The 18,667-nt window shown below is 45.9% G+C and carries 17 protein-coding genes; 16 read left to right on the forward strand and 1 reads right to left on the reverse strand.

Translation table 11 applies throughout. The features are described 5' to 3' along the window. Positions 1 to 226: 226 nt before the first annotated feature. From miaB to L4D78_RS20945, 6 genes are all read left to right on the forward strand, one after another. Positions 227 to 1,651: a tRNA (N6-isopentenyl adenosine(37)-C2)-methylthiotransferase MiaB gene (gene miaB, locus L4D78_RS20920; protein ID WP_428468712.1), complete on the forward strand. Its 1,425-nt coding sequence runs from the start codon at positions 227 to 229 to the stop codon at positions 1,649 to 1,651. Positions 1,652 to 1,692: 41 nt separating this feature from the next. Next, positions 1,693 to 2,835, forward strand: coding sequence for a PhoH family protein (locus L4D78_RS20925; protein WP_428468713.1), 1,143 nt, complete (start codon positions 1,693 to 1,695; stop codon positions 2,833 to 2,835). Next, complete coding sequence (ybeY, locus tag L4D78_RS20930) at positions 2,835 to 3,299, forward strand: rRNA maturation RNase YbeY (RefSeq protein WP_428468714.1); 465 nt, start codon at positions 2,835 to 2,837, stop codon at positions 3,297 to 3,299. The genes L4D78_RS20925 and ybeY overlap by 1 nt, the downstream gene beginning before the upstream one ends. A gap of 106 nt (positions 3,300 to 3,405) precedes the next feature. Next, positions 3,406 to 4,278 carry a CNNM family magnesium/cobalt transport protein CorC gene (gene corC, locus L4D78_RS20935; protein ID WP_428468715.1) on the forward strand — a complete coding sequence of 291 codons (873 nt, stop codon included), beginning with the start codon at positions 3,406 to 3,408 and terminating at the stop codon, positions 4,276 to 4,278. A 3-nt stretch (positions 4,279 to 4,281) separates the two neighbouring features. Further along, complete coding sequence (gene lnt / locus L4D78_RS20940; protein WP_428468716.1) at positions 4,282 to 5,841, forward strand: apolipoprotein N-acyltransferase; 1,560 nt, start codon at positions 4,282 to 4,284, stop codon at positions 5,839 to 5,841. A 145-nt stretch (positions 5,842 to 5,986) separates the two neighbouring features. Further along, positions 5,987 to 6,673, forward strand: coding sequence for a lipid-binding SYLF domain-containing protein (locus tag L4D78_RS20945; protein WP_428468717.1), 687 nt, complete (start codon positions 5,987 to 5,989; stop codon positions 6,671 to 6,673). Between the two features lie 85 nt (positions 6,674 to 6,758). On the opposite strand, the gene L4D78_RS20950 is transcribed toward L4D78_RS20945, so the two are convergent. Then, positions 6,759 to 7,241, reverse strand: coding sequence for a zinc ribbon-containing protein (locus L4D78_RS20950; protein ID WP_428459525.1), 483 nt, complete (start codon positions 7,239 to 7,241; stop codon positions 6,759 to 6,761). Positions 7,242 to 7,426: 185 nt separating this feature from the next. On the opposite strand from L4D78_RS20950, the gene leuS reads away from it, so the two are divergent. From leuS to ybeD, 10 genes are all read left to right on the forward strand, one after another. Beyond that, the gene (gene leuS / locus L4D78_RS20955) at positions 7,427 to 10,000 is read left to right on the forward strand and encodes a leucine--tRNA ligase (RefSeq protein ID WP_428468718.1); all 2,574 of its coding nucleotides are present in this window, start codon (positions 7,427 to 7,429) and stop codon (positions 9,998 to 10,000) included. A 141-nt stretch (positions 10,001 to 10,141) separates the two neighbouring features. Beyond that, positions 10,142 to 10,834, forward strand: coding sequence for an LPS-assembly lipoprotein LptE (locus tag L4D78_RS20960; protein WP_428468719.1), 693 nt, complete (start codon positions 10,142 to 10,144; stop codon positions 10,832 to 10,834). Continuing rightward, positions 10,831 to 11,859 carry a DNA polymerase III subunit delta gene (gene holA, locus L4D78_RS20965; protein WP_428468720.1) on the forward strand — a complete coding sequence of 343 codons (1,029 nt, stop codon included), beginning with the start codon at positions 10,831 to 10,833 and terminating at the stop codon, positions 11,857 to 11,859. Before L4D78_RS20960 ends, holA begins: the two co-directional genes overlap by 4 nt. Before the next feature lie 137 nt (positions 11,860 to 11,996). Then, a complete protein-coding gene (gene rsfS, locus L4D78_RS20970; protein WP_428459521.1) occupies positions 11,997 to 12,314 on the forward strand; it encodes a ribosome silencing factor in 318 nt (105 codons plus the stop codon). Positions 12,315 to 12,320: 6 nt separating this feature from the next. Further along, positions 12,321 to 12,791, forward strand: coding sequence for a 23S rRNA (pseudouridine(1915)-N(3))-methyltransferase RlmH (rlmH, locus tag L4D78_RS20975; protein ID WP_428468721.1), 471 nt, complete (start codon positions 12,321 to 12,323; stop codon positions 12,789 to 12,791). Positions 12,792 to 12,796: 5 nt separating this feature from the next. Then, positions 12,797 to 14,752 carry a penicillin-binding protein 2 gene (gene mrdA, locus L4D78_RS20980; protein ID WP_428468722.1) on the forward strand — a complete coding sequence of 652 codons (1,956 nt, stop codon included), beginning with the start codon at positions 12,797 to 12,799 and terminating at the stop codon, positions 14,750 to 14,752. Beyond that, entirely contained in the window at positions 14,749 to 15,870 is a 1,122-nt protein-coding gene (rodA, locus tag L4D78_RS20985; RefSeq protein ID WP_428468723.1) for a rod shape-determining protein RodA, read from the forward strand. The genes mrdA and rodA overlap by 4 nt, the downstream gene beginning before the upstream one ends. Continuing rightward, a complete protein-coding gene (locus L4D78_RS20990; RefSeq protein ID WP_428468724.1) occupies positions 15,871 to 16,677 on the forward strand; it encodes a septal ring lytic transglycosylase RlpA family protein in 807 nt (268 codons plus the stop codon). Between the two features lie 190 nt (positions 16,678 to 16,867). Further along, entirely contained in the window at positions 16,868 to 18,043 is a 1,176-nt protein-coding gene (locus L4D78_RS20995; RefSeq protein ID WP_428468725.1) for a serine hydrolase, read from the forward strand. Between the two features lie 222 nt (positions 18,044 to 18,265). Further along, positions 18,266 to 18,541 (forward strand): DUF493 family protein YbeD, encoded by a 276-nt coding sequence (gene ybeD / locus L4D78_RS21000; protein WP_428459515.1) that lies wholly within the window; start codon positions 18,266 to 18,268, stop codon positions 18,539 to 18,541. The last annotated feature ends 126 nt before the right edge of the window (positions 18,542 to 18,667 follow it).

Here is an 18,667-nt window from a genome sequence, read left to right on the forward strand (position 1 = left end):
ATTACCTACAATATTAACCAATTCTACCGAAAAACCAGTGGCGCATCAGCGATTAATCTCTTTGGTAACAAAACCACAATTTATTCGGGGTGGTGATGATCTAGTCAGACAAGGTTTAAAGCAGTACAATACGCGGCTTGCTACAGCTGACAGCTGGATTTAACCTGTCGGCCGAATGAAGCAATGTGGAATGCAATGATTAAACACTACGAGTGAAGAGTTAGACATGGCTAAGAAACTGCTTATCAAAACCTGGGGCTGTCAGATGAACGAATACGATTCATCAAAAATGGCCGATCTTCTCAATGCAGCCAATGGCTTCGAGCTAACAGAAGTCCCAGAAGAAGCAGATGTGCTGCTGCTTAACACCTGTTCAATCCGTGAAAAGGCACAAGAAAAAGTGTTCCACCAGCTAGGCCGTTGGAAGCGCTTAAAAGATAAGAAGCCTGATCTTGTGATTGGTGTTGGTGGTTGCGTTGCAACCCAAGAAGGTAAATCAATTCGTCAGCGTGCGCCGTATGTGGATGTGATTTTTGGGCCACAAACCCTGCACCGCTTGCCAGAAATGATTAAAAGTTCTCAATCTACTCACGCACCCGTGATGGATATCTCATTTCCAGAGGTTGAGAAATTCGATAATTTACCAGAACCGCGCGCTGACGGCGCAACTGCTTTCGTTTCTATTATGGAAGGTTGCTCTAAGTACTGCACTTATTGCGTAGTACCTTACACGCGTGGCGAAGAAGTAAGCCGTCCATTAGATGACGTTCTTTATGAAGTCGCTCAGCTTGCAGAGCAAGGTGTTCGTGAAGTAAACCTATTAGGTCAAAACGTTAATGCTTTCCGTGGTCCAACTCACGATGGCGAATTGGCAACATTTGCAGAACTGTTACGTCTTGTTGCTGCAATTGATGGTATTGACCGTATTCGTTATACCACCAGCCACCCAATCGAGTTTACTGATGACATTATTGATGTTTATACCGATACACCAGAACTCGTAGACTATTTACACTTACCAGTACAAAGTGGTTCAGACCGTATTCTAACGATGATGAAACGTCCTCACACGGTTCTGGAATACAAATCTAAAGTTCGTAAGCTACGCAAAGTACGTCCGAATATCACAATGAGTTCTGACTTTATTGTTGCGTTCCCTGGCGAAAGTGACCAAGATTTCCAAGATACGATGAAACTGATCCGCGATATCGATTTTGATATTAGCTTCAGTTTTGTCTTTTCTCCTCGCCCTGGTACACCAGCAGCAGATTATCCGTGTGATCTTCCTGAAGAAGTTAAAAAAGAACGCTTGTACGAACTGCAACAACAGATCAATACTCAAGCAATGCGCCATGCTCGCCAAATGTTAGATACCGAGCAACGTATCCTTGTTGAAGGCCCTTCTCGTAAGAACATTATGGAATTACGTGGTCGCACCGAGAATAACCGCATTGTAAACTTTGAAGGCTCTGCTGAATTAATTGGTCAATTTGTTGATGTGAAAATCATTGACGTATTTACCAACTCACTACGTGGCGAATTGGTGCGTACTGAAGCAGAAATGGATCTACGTGTTGCCATGACACCATTAGAGGTTATGGAAAAAGCACGCAAAGAAGATGAATTGGGTGTAGGCGTATATACTCCATAGTATAACGCCCGTCTCACGACAAGTAGGACGCGCCCAGAACCATGGCCACCCAACTTTTGCGGGTGGCCACATTGAAGAGGCAAATCTTGAGCAAAGTTATTACTGTAGAATTCAACCTGGAACCCGCCAATAACCAGCGCCTTTCCAGCCTTTGTGGCCCTTTCGACGATAACATCAAACAACTTGAACGCCGTCTGGGTGTAGAAATCAACCACCGAAGCAGTAGTTTTAGTGTGGTTGGCCAACCTCATACTGCTGAAGCCGCCGCTGATATCATCAAAACCTTGTATGTTGATACTGCTCCAGTACGTAATACAACCCCTGATATCGAACCTGATCAGGTTCACCTTGCCATTAAAGAATCTGGCGTGCTTGAACAGTCGACTGAATCAAGTATTCCTTACGGCAAGGAAGTAACGATCAAAACCAAGAAAGGGGTGATCAAACCACGTACGCCAAATCAGGCACAATACATCAGTAACATGGTTCGCCATGATATTACTTTTGGCATTGGCCCTGCTGGTACTGGTAAGACTTACCTTGCGGTTGCTGCCGCAGTTGACGCCCTTGAGCGCCAAGAAATCCGCCGTATCCTATTGACTCGCCCTGCGGTTGAAGCCGGTGAAAAATTAGGTTTCTTACCGGGTGATTTAAGTCAAAAAGTCGATCCTTACTTACGCCCTCTTTATGATGCTTTGTTTGAAATGCTCGGCTTTGAGCGCGTAGAGAAACTGATTGAGCGCAACGTAATCGAAGTTGCACCACTGGCTTACATGCGTGGTCGTACGCTGAACGATGCCTTTATTATTCTTGATGAAAGCCAAAATACCACCGTCGAACAAATGAAAATGTTCCTAACCCGTATCGGATTTAATTCTCGCGCGGTGATCACTGGTGACGTGACACAAATTGACTTACCTCGAGGCGCGCGTTCAGGTTTACGCCATGCTATTGAAGTGCTCTCTGACGTTGACGAAATTAGCTTCAACTTCTTCTTAGCTGATGATGTAGTACGTCACCCTGTCGTTGCACGTATTGTTCAAGCCTATGAGGTTTGGGAAAGTGCAGACCAAAAGCAACGTAAGATAAATGAACAACGCCGTCGAGATGAACAAGCAGCCATTGTTGCTGCAGCGACTGCCACAGTAGCAACATCAGCGGTTGATACGGAAAAAACAAATTAATGGCTATCTATTTAGACCTGCAAATGGCGACTGACGATCAGAACGGCATGCCAGGTGAGGCTGACTTTCAGCAGTGGCTCGACGCAACGATCCTTCTCTTTCAACCAAATGCGGAATTAACTATCCGTTTGGTTGATGATGCAGAAAGTCATGCTCTGAACCATGAGTACCGTGGTAAAGATAAGTCAACGAATGTACTGTCATTCCCATTCGAGTCACCACCAGGTGTTGAACTTGATCTGCTGGGTGATTTAATCATTTGCCGACAAGTTGTCGAAAAAGAAGCAAAAGAGCAGAATAAACCGCTTAATGCCCACTGGGCACATATGGTTGTACACGGCAGTCTTCATCTGCTAGGTTATGACCATATCGAAGATGAAGAAGCCGACGAAATGGAAGGCTTGGAAACAGAAATCATGCAAAAAATGGGATTTAATGACCCATATGCAGAAGAAAAACTGTAACCTTTCTTTGAGACTGTTGTCGTATAGGTGTTGCAGCCAATACAGGATGCAACACAACTCCCGTGGCACCGCCACTTAATTGATAGAGAAGTAATTCTTACAAGCAATGAACGAAGATAACCCCCAAAATTCTGAAGGTCCGAGTAGAAAGTCCTTCTTTGAACGTCTTGGCCAGCTTTTTCAAGGTGAGCCACAGAATCGTGAAGAACTCGTTGAAGTTTTTCGAGATTCAGAAGAAAACGATTTGATCGACCACGACACCCGCGACATGCTCGAAGGTGTAATGGAAATTGCTGAGATGCGTGTTAGGGATATTATGATCCCACGCTCTCAAATGGTCACAATCGAACGTTCTCAGAAGCTAGATGATCTGATTGATTTAATTGTTGATGCCCAGCACTCACGCTACCCGGTGATCAGTGACGATAAAGACCATGTCGAAGGAATCCTTCTGGCAAAAGATTTACTCCGTTACTTACTACCAAACAGCGAACCATTTGATATGGACAAAGTGCTACGACCTGCGGTTGTAGTACCTGAAAGCAAGCGTGTAGACCGTCTACTAAAAGAATTCCGCGAAGAACGTTACCACATGGCTATCGTTGTCGATGAATTCGGCGGGGTATCAGGCGTTATCACCATTGAAGATATTCTTGAGCAAATCGTTGGCGAAATCGAAGACGAATTCGACGACGAAGAAGAGCAAGAAGTCCGTCAATTAAGTAAGCATACTTTTTCGGTTAAAGCACTGACGACTATCGAAGATTTTAACGAAATGTTCCAAACTCACTTTAGCGACGAAGAAGTCGATACGGTGGGTGGTTTGGTAATGACCAGCTTTGGCCATCTACCCGACCGTGGTGAGATCGTTGAACTTGATGGTTACTCATTTAAAGTAACGTCAGCCGACAACCGCCGGGTTATCCAGTTGCAAGTGACCGTGCCTCACGAAGCACCCCAACCGACAACCACACCATAACGAATGACAAAAAATTCTTTAATGAAGTTGGGACAGCTAGCCTTAGCTGTTCCAGCAGGTGCATTAGCAACACTCTCTTTTGCACCTTATAATCACTGGTACCTCGCACCAGTATCTCTTTTTATCCTCTTTTTCTTACTCCAAAACCAATCAGCTAAACGATCTGGCCTTATCGGTTTCTTATGGGGACTTGGCTTATTTAGTACCGGGATCAAGTGGGTACATGTCAGTATTGCTAATTTTGGTGGTATGCCATGGCTCGCTGGCTGGGCATTAATGGCATTACTGATTGCCTACCTTGCCTTCTACCCTGCACTCTTTGGTTTTCTATTTAACAAATTCAATCGAGGGCGACCATTTCATCAACTGCTATTGAGTGGCCCAGTGATCTGGCTACTACTCGATTGGATACGTGGCTGGTTCATGACAGGCTTCCCTTGGTTATGGATGGGTTATGGTCAAATTGATGGCCCCTATGCCTCACTCGCCCCTATTCTAGGCGTTGAAGGGATAACGTTAGCATTAGTGCTAACCAGTGCAGCATTTGTTGCGGCGAGTTATTACCGCAATTGGAAGCCCCTGCTAATGCCTATCGGTATTATTGGGATCTGCTTACTGGCAGGCAATAAGCAATGGGTGGTACCGAATCCAGATAAAGCCATTGATGTCGCAATGATCCAAGGCAATGTCGCGCAAGAGATCAAATGGTTGCCGAGCCAACGCTGGCCAACCCTAATGCAATATACTGACCTAACCCGAGAAAACTGGGATGCCGATCTGATCATCTGGCCAGAAGCTGCGATCCCTGCACTTGAAGCACAAATCCCGACGTTCTTACAGAATCTGGATGCTGCTGCGCGCAACAACAATAGTACGGTTATTACCGGTATCCTTGATCAAAATGAACAAGGCCAGTACTTCAATAACATTCTTACGTTGGGTATGAACCAAGCTGGACCATATCAATACGAAAGTGCTGAGCGTTACACTAAGCATCACCTACTACCATTTGGCGAATTTGTTCCATTCGGCGATTTGCTTCGTCCAATAGCCCCGATTTTCAACTTGCCGATGTCTTCATTCAGCCGTGGTGAATTTATTCAACCGAACCTTGAAGCTAACGGTATTTCACTCGCACCAGCCCTGTGCTACGAAGTAGCCTTCAGTGAACAAGTTCGCCGTAATGTGAATATTGATACCGAGTTCTTACTCACGCTCTCGAATGACACTTGGTTTGGTACCTCTATTGGTCCTTTCCAGCACATGGAAATCGCCCAAATGCGCTCACTTGAGTTGGGCAAGCCATTATTACGCTCAACCAACAGCGGCGTCACCGCAGTTGTTGATCATACTGGTAAAATTACCGAACAAATCCCACAGTTCGAAGTCGGTGTACTACGTACCAAAGTGCTGCCAACAGACGGGATGACCCCCTATACCACCCTTGGTAGCTGGCCACTGTACCTATATATTTTATGGTCGGTCACCCTGTCGTGGATTTTAATCCGTCGCCAGAACGGCCGCTTCCGTGACGAGCAGCCACAAATTGACTATCACGACTAGCTTCAAGCTGATTCAAGCCTGAATCCCAGCTGAAAAATGATAAAAAGGCGAAGGTGACCCCTTCGCCTTTTTATTCACCTTGATAATATATCGACAGAAAAACATAAAAGCACAATACAACTCGCGCTACTAAGGGAATACACCCATGAAAATAATTACCAAGTTATTCACGACACTCAGCGCCGTCGCCATGCTATGCGTCGCTACCGGTTCAATCGCGAACGAAAACCTTGAAACTCAAGCGGCGTTAAACCAATTCAAAGCCTCTGCACAAACCCAACCCTTCTTTCTTTCATCATATGGTTATGCGGTCTTTCCATCGGTTGGTAAAGGTGGGTTCTGGGTTGGTGGCGCTTACGGCAGCGGAACCGTTTATAAAGATCATGACATTACAGGCACGGCAAAACTGTACCAACTTTCTTTTGGCTTACAATTTGGTGGCCAGTCATACAGCGAGATTATTTTCTTTCAAGACAAGCGAGCATACGAACGCTTCACCAGTGGTAGCTTTGAGCTAGACGCTCAAGCATCAGCTGTTGCACTTACAGAAGGCGCACAAGCCAAAGCCGGCACAGCAGGGTTTAGTGCCAGCGCCAGTGATAACTACGTCGATACCAATTATACCAACGGTATCTCTGTCTTCACCTTTGCAAAAGGTGGAATGATGGTTGAAGCTTCGCTGGCTGGACAAAAGTTCAGTTTTAAACCTCTGCATAACGCTTCAGCCGACACCCTGTCTCAAGATATCGCTCAAGACATAACTCAGCCGGTTCAGTTACCAGAGCCTGCTCCAACGGCTATGATTGTCGAGACGGTAGAGCGCCCTGAGTAATCAGACTCAATAACATCACAAATAAAATAGCGAGGCTAAAGCCTCGCTATTTTTATTTTTTCTCTCCGTCTCACTGGTTCAAATGTTAAGGAGATAATGGCCGGCGGGTAAAACGCTCATGACCACACTTTAAACACGGTTCTATTTTTTTTACGTGAGTGATCAATTCATGGTGTCCGCATTTTTCACAAACTAAATTTCCAAGGCCTATCACTTCACCACTTTGATAAACACCTTGGTGCTTGAGATCATCCATTACTTCACGCCACTCTATCTGCGTTTTATCCGTAATTTCGGCCAACCCTTCCCAAATGGTTTCCTTAACAACCTGATAAAACGGACTTTCTGAAAACGGCTCCGAACTTTCTTCTACATTTTGACCGAACTCTTTCAGGTCTCGCTTAACATAAGCAGAGATCAGTGCCAGTTCATCTTTGGTCATGTCACTTGCAGCCTGACGGTATTTTGCCGTTGTCTCTGCCCATTGTTTAAGTTCATCAGGACTATGCTTAAGGGTTTCAGTTACCTGCTCCAACAGGGCTTCGTACTCTGATCGTTGCTTAGCCATAGGTCACCTCCTATCTGCTATTTCAGCAGCAAATTACGTGCCGCAAGCCCATTTACCGCGATTAAGCGGTAACTATTACGGCCCGAAACGGCCTTAGCTATTGTTGACACCTTTACCTTTAGTTATTCTATGCCGATTATATTGAATGTGTTTGTACTTAACTCACAAAATCCCGGATGTCATCGATGCAAGAACAATATCGTCCACAGGACATTGAACAGAAAGTTCAAGAACATTGGGACAACAAAAAGACCTTTGTTGTAAGTGAAGACCCTAATAAAGAAAAATTCTACTGTCTCTCCATGTTCCCGTACCCAAGTGGTCGACTGCACATGGGTCACGTGCGTAACTACACCATCGGTGATGTGATTTCTCGTTACCAGCGCCTGCAAGGCAAAAATGTTATGCAACCAATCGGTTGGGATGCATTTGGCCTACCAGCAGAAAATGCGGCAGTTAAGAACAAGACAGCACCTGCGCCTTGGACTTACGAGAACATCGAATACATGAAGAACCAACTTAAACTGTTGGGCTTTGGTTACGACTGGGACCGTGAATTCGCCACCTGTACCCCTGAGTATTACCGTTGGGAACAGGAGTTCTTCACTAAGCTTTATGAAAAAGGCTTGGTTTACAAGAAAACCTCTTCGGTTAACTGGTGTCCAAACGACCAAACCGTTCTAGCGAACGAACAGGTTGAAGACGGTTGCTGTTGGCGTTGTGATACCCCTGTAGAACAAAAGAAAATTCCACAGTGGTTCATCAAGATTACCGAATACGCACAAGAGCTTTTAGACGATTTAGATAACCTAGACGGTTGGCCTGAAATGGTTAAGACCATGCAGCGCAACTGGATTGGCCGCTCTGAAGGTGTTGAGCTGAAGTTTGACGTGAAAGATCACGAAGAGCTAGAAGTGTACACCACACGTCCAGATACCCTAATGGGCGTAACCTACGTAGGCATTGCCGCAGGTCACCCACTGGCTGACGCTGCAGCAAAAAACAACCCAGAACTTGCTGCGTTTATCGAAGAATGCCGTAACACCAAAGTTGCTGAAGCTGAACTAGCAACGATGGAGAAAAAAGGCATGGCGACTGGCCTAACGGCTATTCACCCGCTAAACGGCCGTGAAGTACCAGTATTCGTGGCGAATTTCGTCCTGATGGATTACGGCACAGGTGCGGTAATGGCGGTTCCAGCCCATGACCAGCGTGATTTCGAATTCGCGACTAAGTACGGCCTAGATATCGTTCCTGTGATCAAACCTGAAGACGGTAGCGATCTAGACGTATCTGAAGCCGCTTACACCGAGAAAGGCGTACTGTTTAACTCTGGTGAGTTCGACGGCCTAGGTTTCCAAGCTGCTGTTGATGCGATTGCTGCGAAGCTTGAAGCGGAAAACAAGGGTAAGAAAACCGTAAACTTCCGTCTACGTGACTGGGGTGTATCTCGTCAGCGCTACTGGGGTGCTCCAATCCCAATGGTAACGACTGAAGATGGTGAAGTTCACCCAGTTCCAGCCGATCAACTACCAGTGATCTTGCCGGAAGATGTGGTAATGGACGGCGTAACAAGCCCAATCAAGGCTGATAAGTCTTGGGCTGAAACCACCTTTAATGGTGAACCAGCACTGCGTGAAACAGATACTTTTGATACCTTTATGGAATCATCATGGTACTACGCACGTTACTGTTCACCACAAGCAGATGACATCCTAGACCCAGAGAAAGCAAACTACTGGCTACCGGTTGATCAGTACATTGGTGGTATCGAGCACGCATGTATGCACTTGCTATACTCGCGCTTCTTCCACAAACTGCTTCGTGATGCAGGCTACGTAACATCAGACGAGCCGTTCAAGCAACTTCTTTGTCAAGGTATGGTATTGTCAGACGCGTTCTACCACACCAATGAGAAAGGCACGAAAGAGTGGATTGCACCAAACGATGTGACTATCGAGCGCGATGCCAAAGGTCGTATCGAAAAAGCGGTTGATGACCACGGTCGCGACGTTGCTCACTCAGGCATGATCAAAATGTCTAAGTCGAAGAACAATGGTATCGACCCACAAGAAATGGTCGACAAATACGGCGCCGATACTGTACGTCTATTCATGATGTTCGCATCTCCAGCAGACATGACGCTTGAATGGCAAGAATCTGGCGTTGAAGGGGCTAACCGCTTCCTTAAACGTGTTTGGAAACTGGTTAACGAACATGCAAGCAAAGGAACAGCCGACGCTGTTGATGTTGCTGCACTGTCATCAGCACAGAAAACACTACGCCGTGATGTTCACAAAACGATCGCAAAAGTGGGTGATGATGTTGGCCGCCGCCAAACCTTCAATACCGCTATTGCTGCTATCATGGAGCTGATGAACAAATTGGCTAAAGCCTCTCAAGAAAGCGCACAAGATCGTGCCCTACTTGACGAAGCACTGAAAGCAATCGTTCGTATGCTATACCCAATGACACCGCATATCTGTTTTGAAATGTGGGAAACGCTGGGTGAAAGCAACATCGATGACGCACAGTGGCCAATCGCTGACGAAAAAGCAATGGTTGAAGATGAGAAGCTAATTATTGTTCAAGTGAACGGTAAGCTTCGCGCTAAATTTACTGTTGCCGCAGACTCAACCAAAGAGCAAGTCGAAGCACTGGCTCTAGGTGATGAGAATGTCACTAAGTTCACTGACGATAAAACAATTCGTAAAGTGATCTATGTACCAGGTAAATTACTGAATATCGTTGCTAATTAATATCGCTGCGAACTAAAGTAATTTCCTAGTGCCTAATCTGTGACCCTGATAAAGGGTCACAGTTATTCCGGCTCACCTTCTTTACCAGCACCACCAACGTCAGCCGGTCAGTTTTCACTCATTTTTCATGGAGCAGACTCGGTGAAAGCTTTATTTTCCCTTAAAAGCACAATCCGAACCCTCTTTGTTGCAGTTTTGGCACTCGCCACTGCTTCCTGTGGTTTCCACCTTCGCGGTAACTATATGTTGCCTGATGATATTGCCAAACTTTCCCTTACGAGCTTTGACCGTTATGGCCAACTACACCGTCAGGTTAAGTCCCAATTTAAACTTCACGGTATCGAGCCCGTCGCCCCATCGAGTAAAGTGCCTAACTTACACTTGATCAGCGAATCAACAGGCGAGCGTACCTTATCCCTGTATCAAAATGCTCGCGCGGCTGAGTATGAACTTACTTATACCGTTCGCTATCGTATTGTCGTACCAAACAAAGGCAGCCAGACCTACACATCCCGTGTTAACCGAACGTTTTTGGATAACCCATTAACCGCCCTGGCAAAGTCTGTTGAACGTGACATGATTGAAGATGAGATGCGCCAGCAAGCCTCACGCCAAATTATGCGCCAACTTGCTCGACTCACCGCCGACTTCAATAAGATGGAAGCCAATGAGCTAGAGTTATTGCTTAAAGAAAATACGAATGAAGACGGTATAACAGTCACCACCGAAGAAGACACGGATCAACAAGCGGCGAATGACATTTTCAATAATGATTCGAGCAGCGATGAAGCCAACAATGCGAGTCGTACCAATCAGGTGACCACGGCAGAATGAGGATTTACCCAGAACAACTGGCGCAGCAATTAACAAAAGGGCTGCGCCAAACTTACCTGCTATTTGGCAATGAACCACTGCTAAAACTAGAGTGTAGTGATCAAATCAAGCAGGCGGCTATTACGGCAGGTTTTGAAGAGCGCCACACCTTTACGGTTGATGCCCAGCTTGACTGGAACCTTGTACTTGATTGCTGCCAAGCCATGAGTCTCTTTTCAGCTCGCCAAGTGATTGAGCTCATGCTCCCGGAAACGAGCTTGAGCACTCAGCAAGTAAAATCATTACAAGAGGTAACGGCCTGCCTGCATCCTGACATTCTTCTTTTACTGCAAGGCCCACGCCTGAATAAAAAGCAAGAAAGTGCAAAATGGTTTAAAGGGCTTGAAAGTAATGCCCTCTACTTACCTTGTAACACTCCCGATAGTCGCCACTTGCCAAGGTTCATCCAAGGCCGGTGCCAGCAGCTCAATTTAAAGCCCGATCATGAATCAGTACAAATGCTAGCGCAATGGCATGAAGGCAACTTACTTGCCTTATCACAAAGCCTGCAAAAGCTCGTGCTGCTCTATCCTGATGGTGAGCTTAACGTAGTCCGCCTTGAAGCGGCCTTAAGCCGTCATAACCACTACACGCCCTTTCAATTACTTGATGCCGTGCTCGCAGGCCAAGGCAAACGTAGTCAACGGGTACTTCGCCAGCTACAAGGTGAAGGCGTTGAAGCCATTATTTTGCTACGTACACTGCAGCGAGAGCTGACTCAACTGTATAAAATGCAAGAGATGGGCAGTAAAGGCACCCCGTTAAATGTGATTTTTGAAAATTACCGCATTTGGCAAAGTCGACGAGAAGTCTATATTGGGGCGCTGCATCGGCTACCACTTCCTGTACTAATTCGCTTATTACAGCAATTAGCACATTTAGAGGTTAAAGTTAAAACTGACTACGATTATCAGCCTTGGGCTGACTTATCAGCTCTTTGTGCCGAAATGTGTGGGATCCGCACTCACCTGAATGGCGAGTTTTAATACAATATCGCAGTATTATGTAAAGTTAATGCCAACTTGTATCGCATAAGGTTGTGCGTGCTATACTGCGCCGCTAAATTGTAGCCCATATAGTCTGGCTACATTAATGACATATACACTCAAATGAGAGGTTTCCTTTGCAGGTTCAAGAACTACACGATTTTATTGTTGATAAAGTTGACGATATTAAAGCCCAGGACATCGTTACTCTAGACGTTCGTGATAAGTCTAGCATCACCGAGTTTATGGTTTTGTGTACAGGTACATCTAACCGTCATGTTGCCTCAATTGCTGATCACGTTAACAAAGAAACTAAGCTAGTTGATTTCCCTCCGTTTGGGATCAGCGGCGAAGACGATGGTGAGTGGGTAATCGTTGATATGGGTAGTGTCATGCTGCATATCATGCAAGAAGACGCACGCAACCTTTACCAACTGGAGAAGCTTTGGGGCTAATTGATCATGAAGCTTCAACTGATTGCTGTTGGCACTAAGATGCCTAAATGGGTCGAGGAAGGTTATAAAGAATATAGCCGCCGCTTCCCTAAAGACATGCCACTAGAACTGGTAGAAATCCCTGCGGGTAAGCGTGGTAAGAACGCTGATATTGCGCGTATTCTGCAAAAAGAAGGCGAGGCAATGCTAGCTGCGGTTGCGAAAGGCAACCGTATCGTCACGCTTGATATTCCCGGTAAGCGCTGGGAAACCGAGCAACTGGCAGCGCAACTTGAAAGCTGGAAGCTTGATGGGCGTGATGTTTCGATTCTTATCGGTGGTCCTGAAGGTCTTGCACCTGCATGTAAAGCAGCAGCAGATCAAAGCTGGTCATTATCGCCATTGACACTGCCCCACCCTTTAGTGCGTGTCATTATGGCAGAGAGCCTCTACCGAGCGTGGAGCATCACTGCTAATCACCCGTACCACAGGGAATAGTGCCAATGAGACAAAAGCGAACGCAGATCCGCGATCATCGGGCTGAGTCGGCGCTATTTTTCCGTCGAGCTCTTGTCTCATTTATTGGCATTATCGTGCTGGTAGGTATTCTGCTCACCAATCTCTATCATATCCAGATCAGTGAGCATGAGGACTACCAGACACGTTCCAACGATAATCGGATTAAAGTTGTCCCTGTCGCACCCAATAGAGGCCTGATCTACGATCGAAATGGCATTTTATTGGCAGAAAACCGCCCCGTTTACTCACTTGAAATTACCAGTGAGAAAGTTGCCGATCTCGAAGAAACATTCCTAAGTCTGAAAGATTTAATGGGCGTGACCGATGATCAAATCGAGCGTTTCCAACGCGAGCGACGCCGTACCCGCCGTTTTAAATCCGTACCAATCTTGAACCAGATGTCTGAACAGCAAGTTGCCCTGTTTTCAGTCAATCAACACCGTTTCCCTGGTGTAGAAGTAAAAGCTTACCTTAAGCGCCACTATCCTTATGGTGAAGCCCTAACGCATGTGCTTGGCTATGTAGCCAAAATAAACGACCGTGACATACAGCGCCTTGAGCGTGAAGAAAAAATCAATAACTACAAAGCAACCCGTGATATGGGTAAGCTTGGTATTGAACGGTATTATGAAGACTTGCTTCACGGTACTTCCGGCTACCAAGAAGTCGAAGTAAACAGCCGGGGCCGCGTCATACGTACGCTAAAATATGTACCACCGATCCCGGGAAAAGACATTAAGCTCAACCTTGATATTGAGCTGCAACTTTATGTCAAAGAACTCTTAACCGTGCGTAGCCAAGATCCAGATACTGGAGAGGAGAAAATCAAGTACAGACGTGGCTCAGTTGTCGTCCTTGATCCGCGCGATTCATCTGTCTTAGCGATGCTTTCCAGCCCAAGCTATGATCCAAATTTATTCGTCCACGGTATTTCCAGCAAAGAATACAGTGCACTGCTCAATGATATAAACCGTCCACTGGTTAACCGAGTCACACTGGGAATATATCCCCCTGCTTCAACGATCAAACCTATGATAGCCGTTGCCGCATTAACGGAAGGGGTGATCACAACGCGCACAACGCGTAATGATCCCGGTTATTGGCGCATCCCTAATTCAAACAGTCGTCCTTTCCGCGACTGGCTACGCTGGGGCCACGGAAAAGTAAATATCCACAAGGCCATTGAAGAATCTGTCGATACCTTCTTCTACCAAATTGCTTATGATTTAGGGATCGACCGCATTTCAGGTTGGATGTCCCGCTTTGGTTTTGGTGAATATACTGGGATTGATATCCGTGAAGAGAGCAAAGCGAACATGCCAACACGTGAATGGAAACAGGCTCGTTTCCGTCAGCCATGGTATCAAGGTGACACGATCCCTGTTGGTATCGGCCAAGGCTATTGGACTGCGACACCAATTCAGATCGCCAAAGCGACCACGGTATTAGTGAATAAAGGCCGCGTACAGGCACCTCACCTACTCAAAGATATCATTGATGACAATGTTGAGATGCCTGCTCAATTTGATGACTATCCACCGATTGATAATGTCACCCCTGAAAATTGGGAGGTCGCCAAAGAAGGAATGCGTCGCGTACTGTTCGGTACTCGAGGTACGGCACGCCGCGCCTTCTATGGTTCAGAATATCAAGCAGGTGGAAAATCTGGCTCAGCGCAAGTCTTTGGCTTAGCAGAAGATCAGGAATATAACGCCGAGGAACTTGAAGAACACCTACGAGACCATGCCTTGTTTACCGCATTTGCACCGTATGACAAACCGGAAGTAGTGGTATCAATGGTACTTGAAAATGCGGGTGGCGGTTCATCAAACGGGGGGCCGGTTGCCCGTAAGATCTTTGACCACCTACTCCTCAAGCCAGATAGCTTAGAGCCAGAGGCGACCGTGAACAAAAGTAAAATAGCAGAGGTATCTCAATGACAGTGATGGCCGCCACGGGCAGCAAGCGTACCCTTAGTGAACGCATTCACATTGATGTGCCGCTGTTGCTCGGGATCCTTACCCTAATGGGGTTTGCGCTCATGGTTATGTACAGCGCCAGTGGCCAGAATTTACCAATGATGGAGCGCCAAGCTGTTAGGATGGTGCTGTCTTTGGGTGTTATGTTTGTACTTGCCCAAATATCCCCTCGCCACTACGAAACATGGGCACCTTACTTGTTTGGGATCGGGCTTCTTCTGTTGCTCGGGGTACTGTTTTTTGGTGAAAGCTCAAAGGGGGCACAGCGGTGGCTAAACCTTGGTTTTATACGCTTTCAGCCTTCAGAGCTCATTAAGCTCGCCGTACCGTTGATGGTGGCTCGTTTTATTGGTAGCCAGCCTCTGCCACCCAGTTTTAAAAACTTAGTCATTGCTTTGGTTATGGTTTTTGTCCCCACCATACTCATCGCGAAGCAACCCGACCTCGGTACTTCTATTTTAATTGCCGCATCAGGCATATTCGTCTTATTTTTATCTGGCATGAGTTGGCGTATTATTTTCGCCGCTGCCGCCCTCGCCGGGGCGTTTATCCCTGTTATGTGGCTATTTTTAATGCGCGACTACCAGCGTACGCGCGTATTAACACTGTTTAATCCTGAATCGGATCCGCTCGGGGCGGGTTACCACATTATTCAATCGAAAATAGCGATCGGTTCGGGTGGGCTAACGGGCAAAGGCTGGATGCAAGGTACCCAGTCACAATTGGAGTTTTTACCAGAGCGTCACACTGACTTTATCTTTGCTGTTATTGCTGAAGAGTGGGGCCTCATTGGTGTCATTTGCTTGCTGGCAATTTACTTATTTATTATTGGCCGAGGACTATTGCTCGCCAGCCGTGCCCAAACCGCATTTGGCAGGATGATGGCTGGAAGTATCGTACTCAGCTTTTTTGTTTATATCTGTGTAAATATCGGCATGGTCAGTGGTTTATTGCCCGTGGTTGGTGTTCCTCTTCCATTGGTCAGTTACGGGGGAACATCAATGGTTACCCTAATGGCAGGCTTTGGCATCCTGATGTCGATCCACACTCATAGAAAAATGTTGTCTAAGGCGACCTAAATGCGCAAATATCCTTTATTCCTATTGCTTCTTTTGGCTGGTTGTAGCTCAGCACCCAGTACTGAGCGCTATGACATCGCTGACGACATTGCGCCGGAATTATCACCAACGCTGGATCATATCGAAGATGCACAGCCCCGCTATGAAGCTAAAAGTTTAGCGGGAAATAAAGACTACACCTTACGCGGCCAAGATTACCAAATCGTTAGCAGTAATGAAGCTTTCACCCAAGAAGGTGATGCCTCTTGGTATGGCCAGAAATTTCATGGCCACAAAACCTCCAACGGTGAGGTTTATGATATGTACTCAATGACGGCTGCGCATAAAACCCTGCCGCTGCCGAGCTACGTAAAAGTCACCAATACCAACAATGGCAAAAACGCCATCGTTAGGGTTAATGATCGCGGCCCATTCCATGAAGGACGTATCATCGACCTCAGTATGGCAGCGGCAGCACGCCTCGATGTCATAAAACACGGAACAGCCCCCGTTAAAATTGAACTGATTCAAATTGAGAAGCCGGAAGATCCAGAAGAGTGGCAAAGTGCCAACCCAAATCTGTATTTTGTTCAACTCGCTGCCGTAACCAACGAGAAAAAAGCGCAAGAAATTGCGGTTAGACTAGAGCAAGAGTTTGATACAACCGTCGATCTTAAAAAAGCTGATTCGGCAGAAATTTACCGTCTTCGCTTAGGCCCCTATATCGACCGTGATGAAGCGATCTCTCTGCGAGAGAAAGCAAAAACAACGCATTATCCACAAGCCTTTATTATTACATCGAAGCGGGAATTTGACCCCAAATCATAGTCTAATAGGATGAATATCATTATTTGGCTGTTTATACAGCCAAATAATTGATGCTTTACGCACACACCTTCAATCGATTCCACCCATATCAGTTCTAACATCATGATGACCTACAGCACTGGTCACCAAATGACAATCTGATATAGTGTGTGAAATTTTTTTGCAATCGACAAATTAAGTTACAACTATCATGAAAAAATCTGTTGCACTTATTCGCTCAGTCGCTATTTCAGCAACGCTCCTTGCGACGGCTACCGCTGTAGCTGCACCTGCTGTCGTACCAGAAGCTCCACAGATCGCGGCCAAGGGCTACGTTTTAATGGACTACCATTCTGGTAAAATTTTGGCCGGTAACAAAGAGTACGACCAAATTCCACCAGCAAGTTTGACCAAAATGATGACAAGCTATGTCATTGGCCAAGAAGTCAACCGTGGCAATATCTCGATGGATGACACGGTTGTGATCAGTAAAAATGCATGGGCGAAAAATTTCCCAGGCTCATCAAAAATGTTCATCGAAGTCGGTAGCGAAGTCAAAGTATCAGATCTAAACCGTGGCATCGTGATCCAATCTGGTAATGATGCATGCGTGGCAATGGCTGAACATGTTGCAGGCTCTGAAGACTCATTTGTTGACCTAATGAATGCTTGGGCAAAAACATTGGGGATGGACTCAACCCACTTTGCCAATGTCCATGGACTCGATAACCCAGATCTATACTCTACCCCTTATGACATGGCACTACTCGCACAAGGTTTGATCCGTGATGTGCCAGAAGAGTTTGCCATCTATAAAGAGAAATCTTTTACTTATAATGGCATAACCCAATATAACCGTAACAGCCTACTGTGGGATAAAAGCCTCAACGTTGATGGGCTAAAAACGGGGCATACTAACAATGCTGGTTACAGCCTTGTTAGTACGGCAACAGAAGGACAGATGCGACTCATCTCTGTTGTTATGGGTACCAAAACCCCTAATGCTCGCAAAGCTGAAAGTAAGAAACTGCTAAATTACGGTTTCCGTTTCTTTGAAACTGTTTCTCCACACAAAGCAAATGAAACATTCGTTTCTGAAAAAGTATGGATGGGTGACACCGCTGAAGTTTCACTGGGTGTTAGCGAAGATACTTTTGTCACACTGCCACGAGGTCAAACAAAAGATCTCAAAGCAAGCTTTGTGCTAGAAAAAGAACTGAAAGCGCCAATCAGCAAAGGCGATGTTGTCGGTAAACTGTACTACCGCGTGGGTGACGAAGATATTGCTGAATATCCACTGTTGGCACTAAACGATGTCAACGAAGGTGGTTTATTTAGCCGTTTAATTGACTACATCATGCTGCTATTTAAAGGCTGGCTGAGTTAATCCCCTCACGTAATACTAAACGCCGCCCTATGGGCGGCGTTTTTGTTTTCGCAAAATATATAGCGAAAGCAAAGACTTTATAGAAATAGATCACAAATCATACTGCCACGTATTTTATACGACATAGATCACATTAACGACCAAACTTGTGTTAACTCACCTGAGCTATTAATATGCTCTGCTAAAACGCAGCAATTCAAATGCAATAGCTCGGAGTTCAGCATGCAGCAGCAAGAACAGCCAAAACTAAAAGACCTACTGGAGTTTCCTTGTAAATTTAGCTACAAGGTAATGGGTTACAACAAGCCTGAACTCCCAGATCTTGTGGTTGAGGTCATCCAACGCCACGCACCCGGTGACTACACACCAAGTGTTAAACCAAGTGGTAAAGGTACATACAGCGCCGTTTCTGTTTCAATTACAGCAACATCGATTGAACAAGTAGAAATCCTGTATAAAGAATTAGGCGAAATTGATATTGTTCGCGTGGTTCTATAACGACCACAATACCCCTATAAAATTGGCGGCTGAAAATTAAGCTGCCACGTTTTATAATACAAATCGGTATCATGCACCCATGCGGGGGTGTCATCATTTCAGGCTATGCCGAGTGACAAACATGAT

Source organism: Photobacterium minamisatsumaniensis (assembly GCF_050336695.1).
GTDB lineage: Bacteria > Pseudomonadota > Gammaproteobacteria > Enterobacterales > Vibrionaceae > Photobacterium > Photobacterium minamisatsumaniensis.

Coding starts and splice junctions, on each gene's coding strand:
- miaB (WP_428468712.1), top strand. CDS start 227: ATGGCTAAGAAACTGCTTATCAAAACCTGGGGCTGTCAGATGAACGAA.
- L4D78_RS20925 (WP_428468713.1), top strand. CDS start 1,693: ATGGCCACCCAACTTTTGCGGGTGGCCACATTGAAGAGGCAAATCTTG.
- ybeY (WP_428468714.1), top strand. CDS start 2,835: ATGGCTATCTATTTAGACCTGCAAATGGCGACTGACGATCAGAACGGC.
- corC (WP_428468715.1), top strand. CDS start 3,406: ATGAACGAAGATAACCCCCAAAATTCTGAAGGTCCGAGTAGAAAGTCC.
- lnt (WP_428468716.1), top strand. CDS start 4,282: ATGACAAAAAATTCTTTAATGAAGTTGGGACAGCTAGCCTTAGCTGTT.
- L4D78_RS20945 (WP_428468717.1), top strand. CDS start 5,987: ATGAAAATAATTACCAAGTTATTCACGACACTCAGCGCCGTCGCCATG.
- L4D78_RS20950 (WP_428459525.1), bottom strand. CDS start 7,241: ATGGCTAAGCAACGATCAGAGTACGAAGCCCTGTTGGAGCAGGTAACT.
- leuS (WP_428468718.1), top strand. CDS start 7,427: ATGCAAGAACAATATCGTCCACAGGACATTGAACAGAAAGTTCAAGAA.
- holA (WP_428468720.1), top strand. CDS start 10,831: ATGAGGATTTACCCAGAACAACTGGCGCAGCAATTAACAAAAGGGCTG.
- rlmH (WP_428468721.1), top strand. CDS start 12,321: ATGAAGCTTCAACTGATTGCTGTTGGCACTAAGATGCCTAAATGGGTC.
- mrdA (WP_428468722.1), top strand. CDS start 12,797: ATGAGACAAAAGCGAACGCAGATCCGCGATCATCGGGCTGAGTCGGCG.
- rodA (WP_428468723.1), top strand. CDS start 14,749: ATGACAGTGATGGCCGCCACGGGCAGCAAGCGTACCCTTAGTGAACGC.
- L4D78_RS20990 (WP_428468724.1), top strand. CDS start 15,871: ATGCGCAAATATCCTTTATTCCTATTGCTTCTTTTGGCTGGTTGTAGC.
- L4D78_RS20995 (WP_428468725.1), top strand. CDS start 16,868: ATGAAAAAATCTGTTGCACTTATTCGCTCAGTCGCTATTTCAGCAACG.
- ybeD (WP_428459515.1), top strand. CDS start 18,266: ATGCAGCAGCAAGAACAGCCAAAACTAAAAGACCTACTGGAGTTTCCT.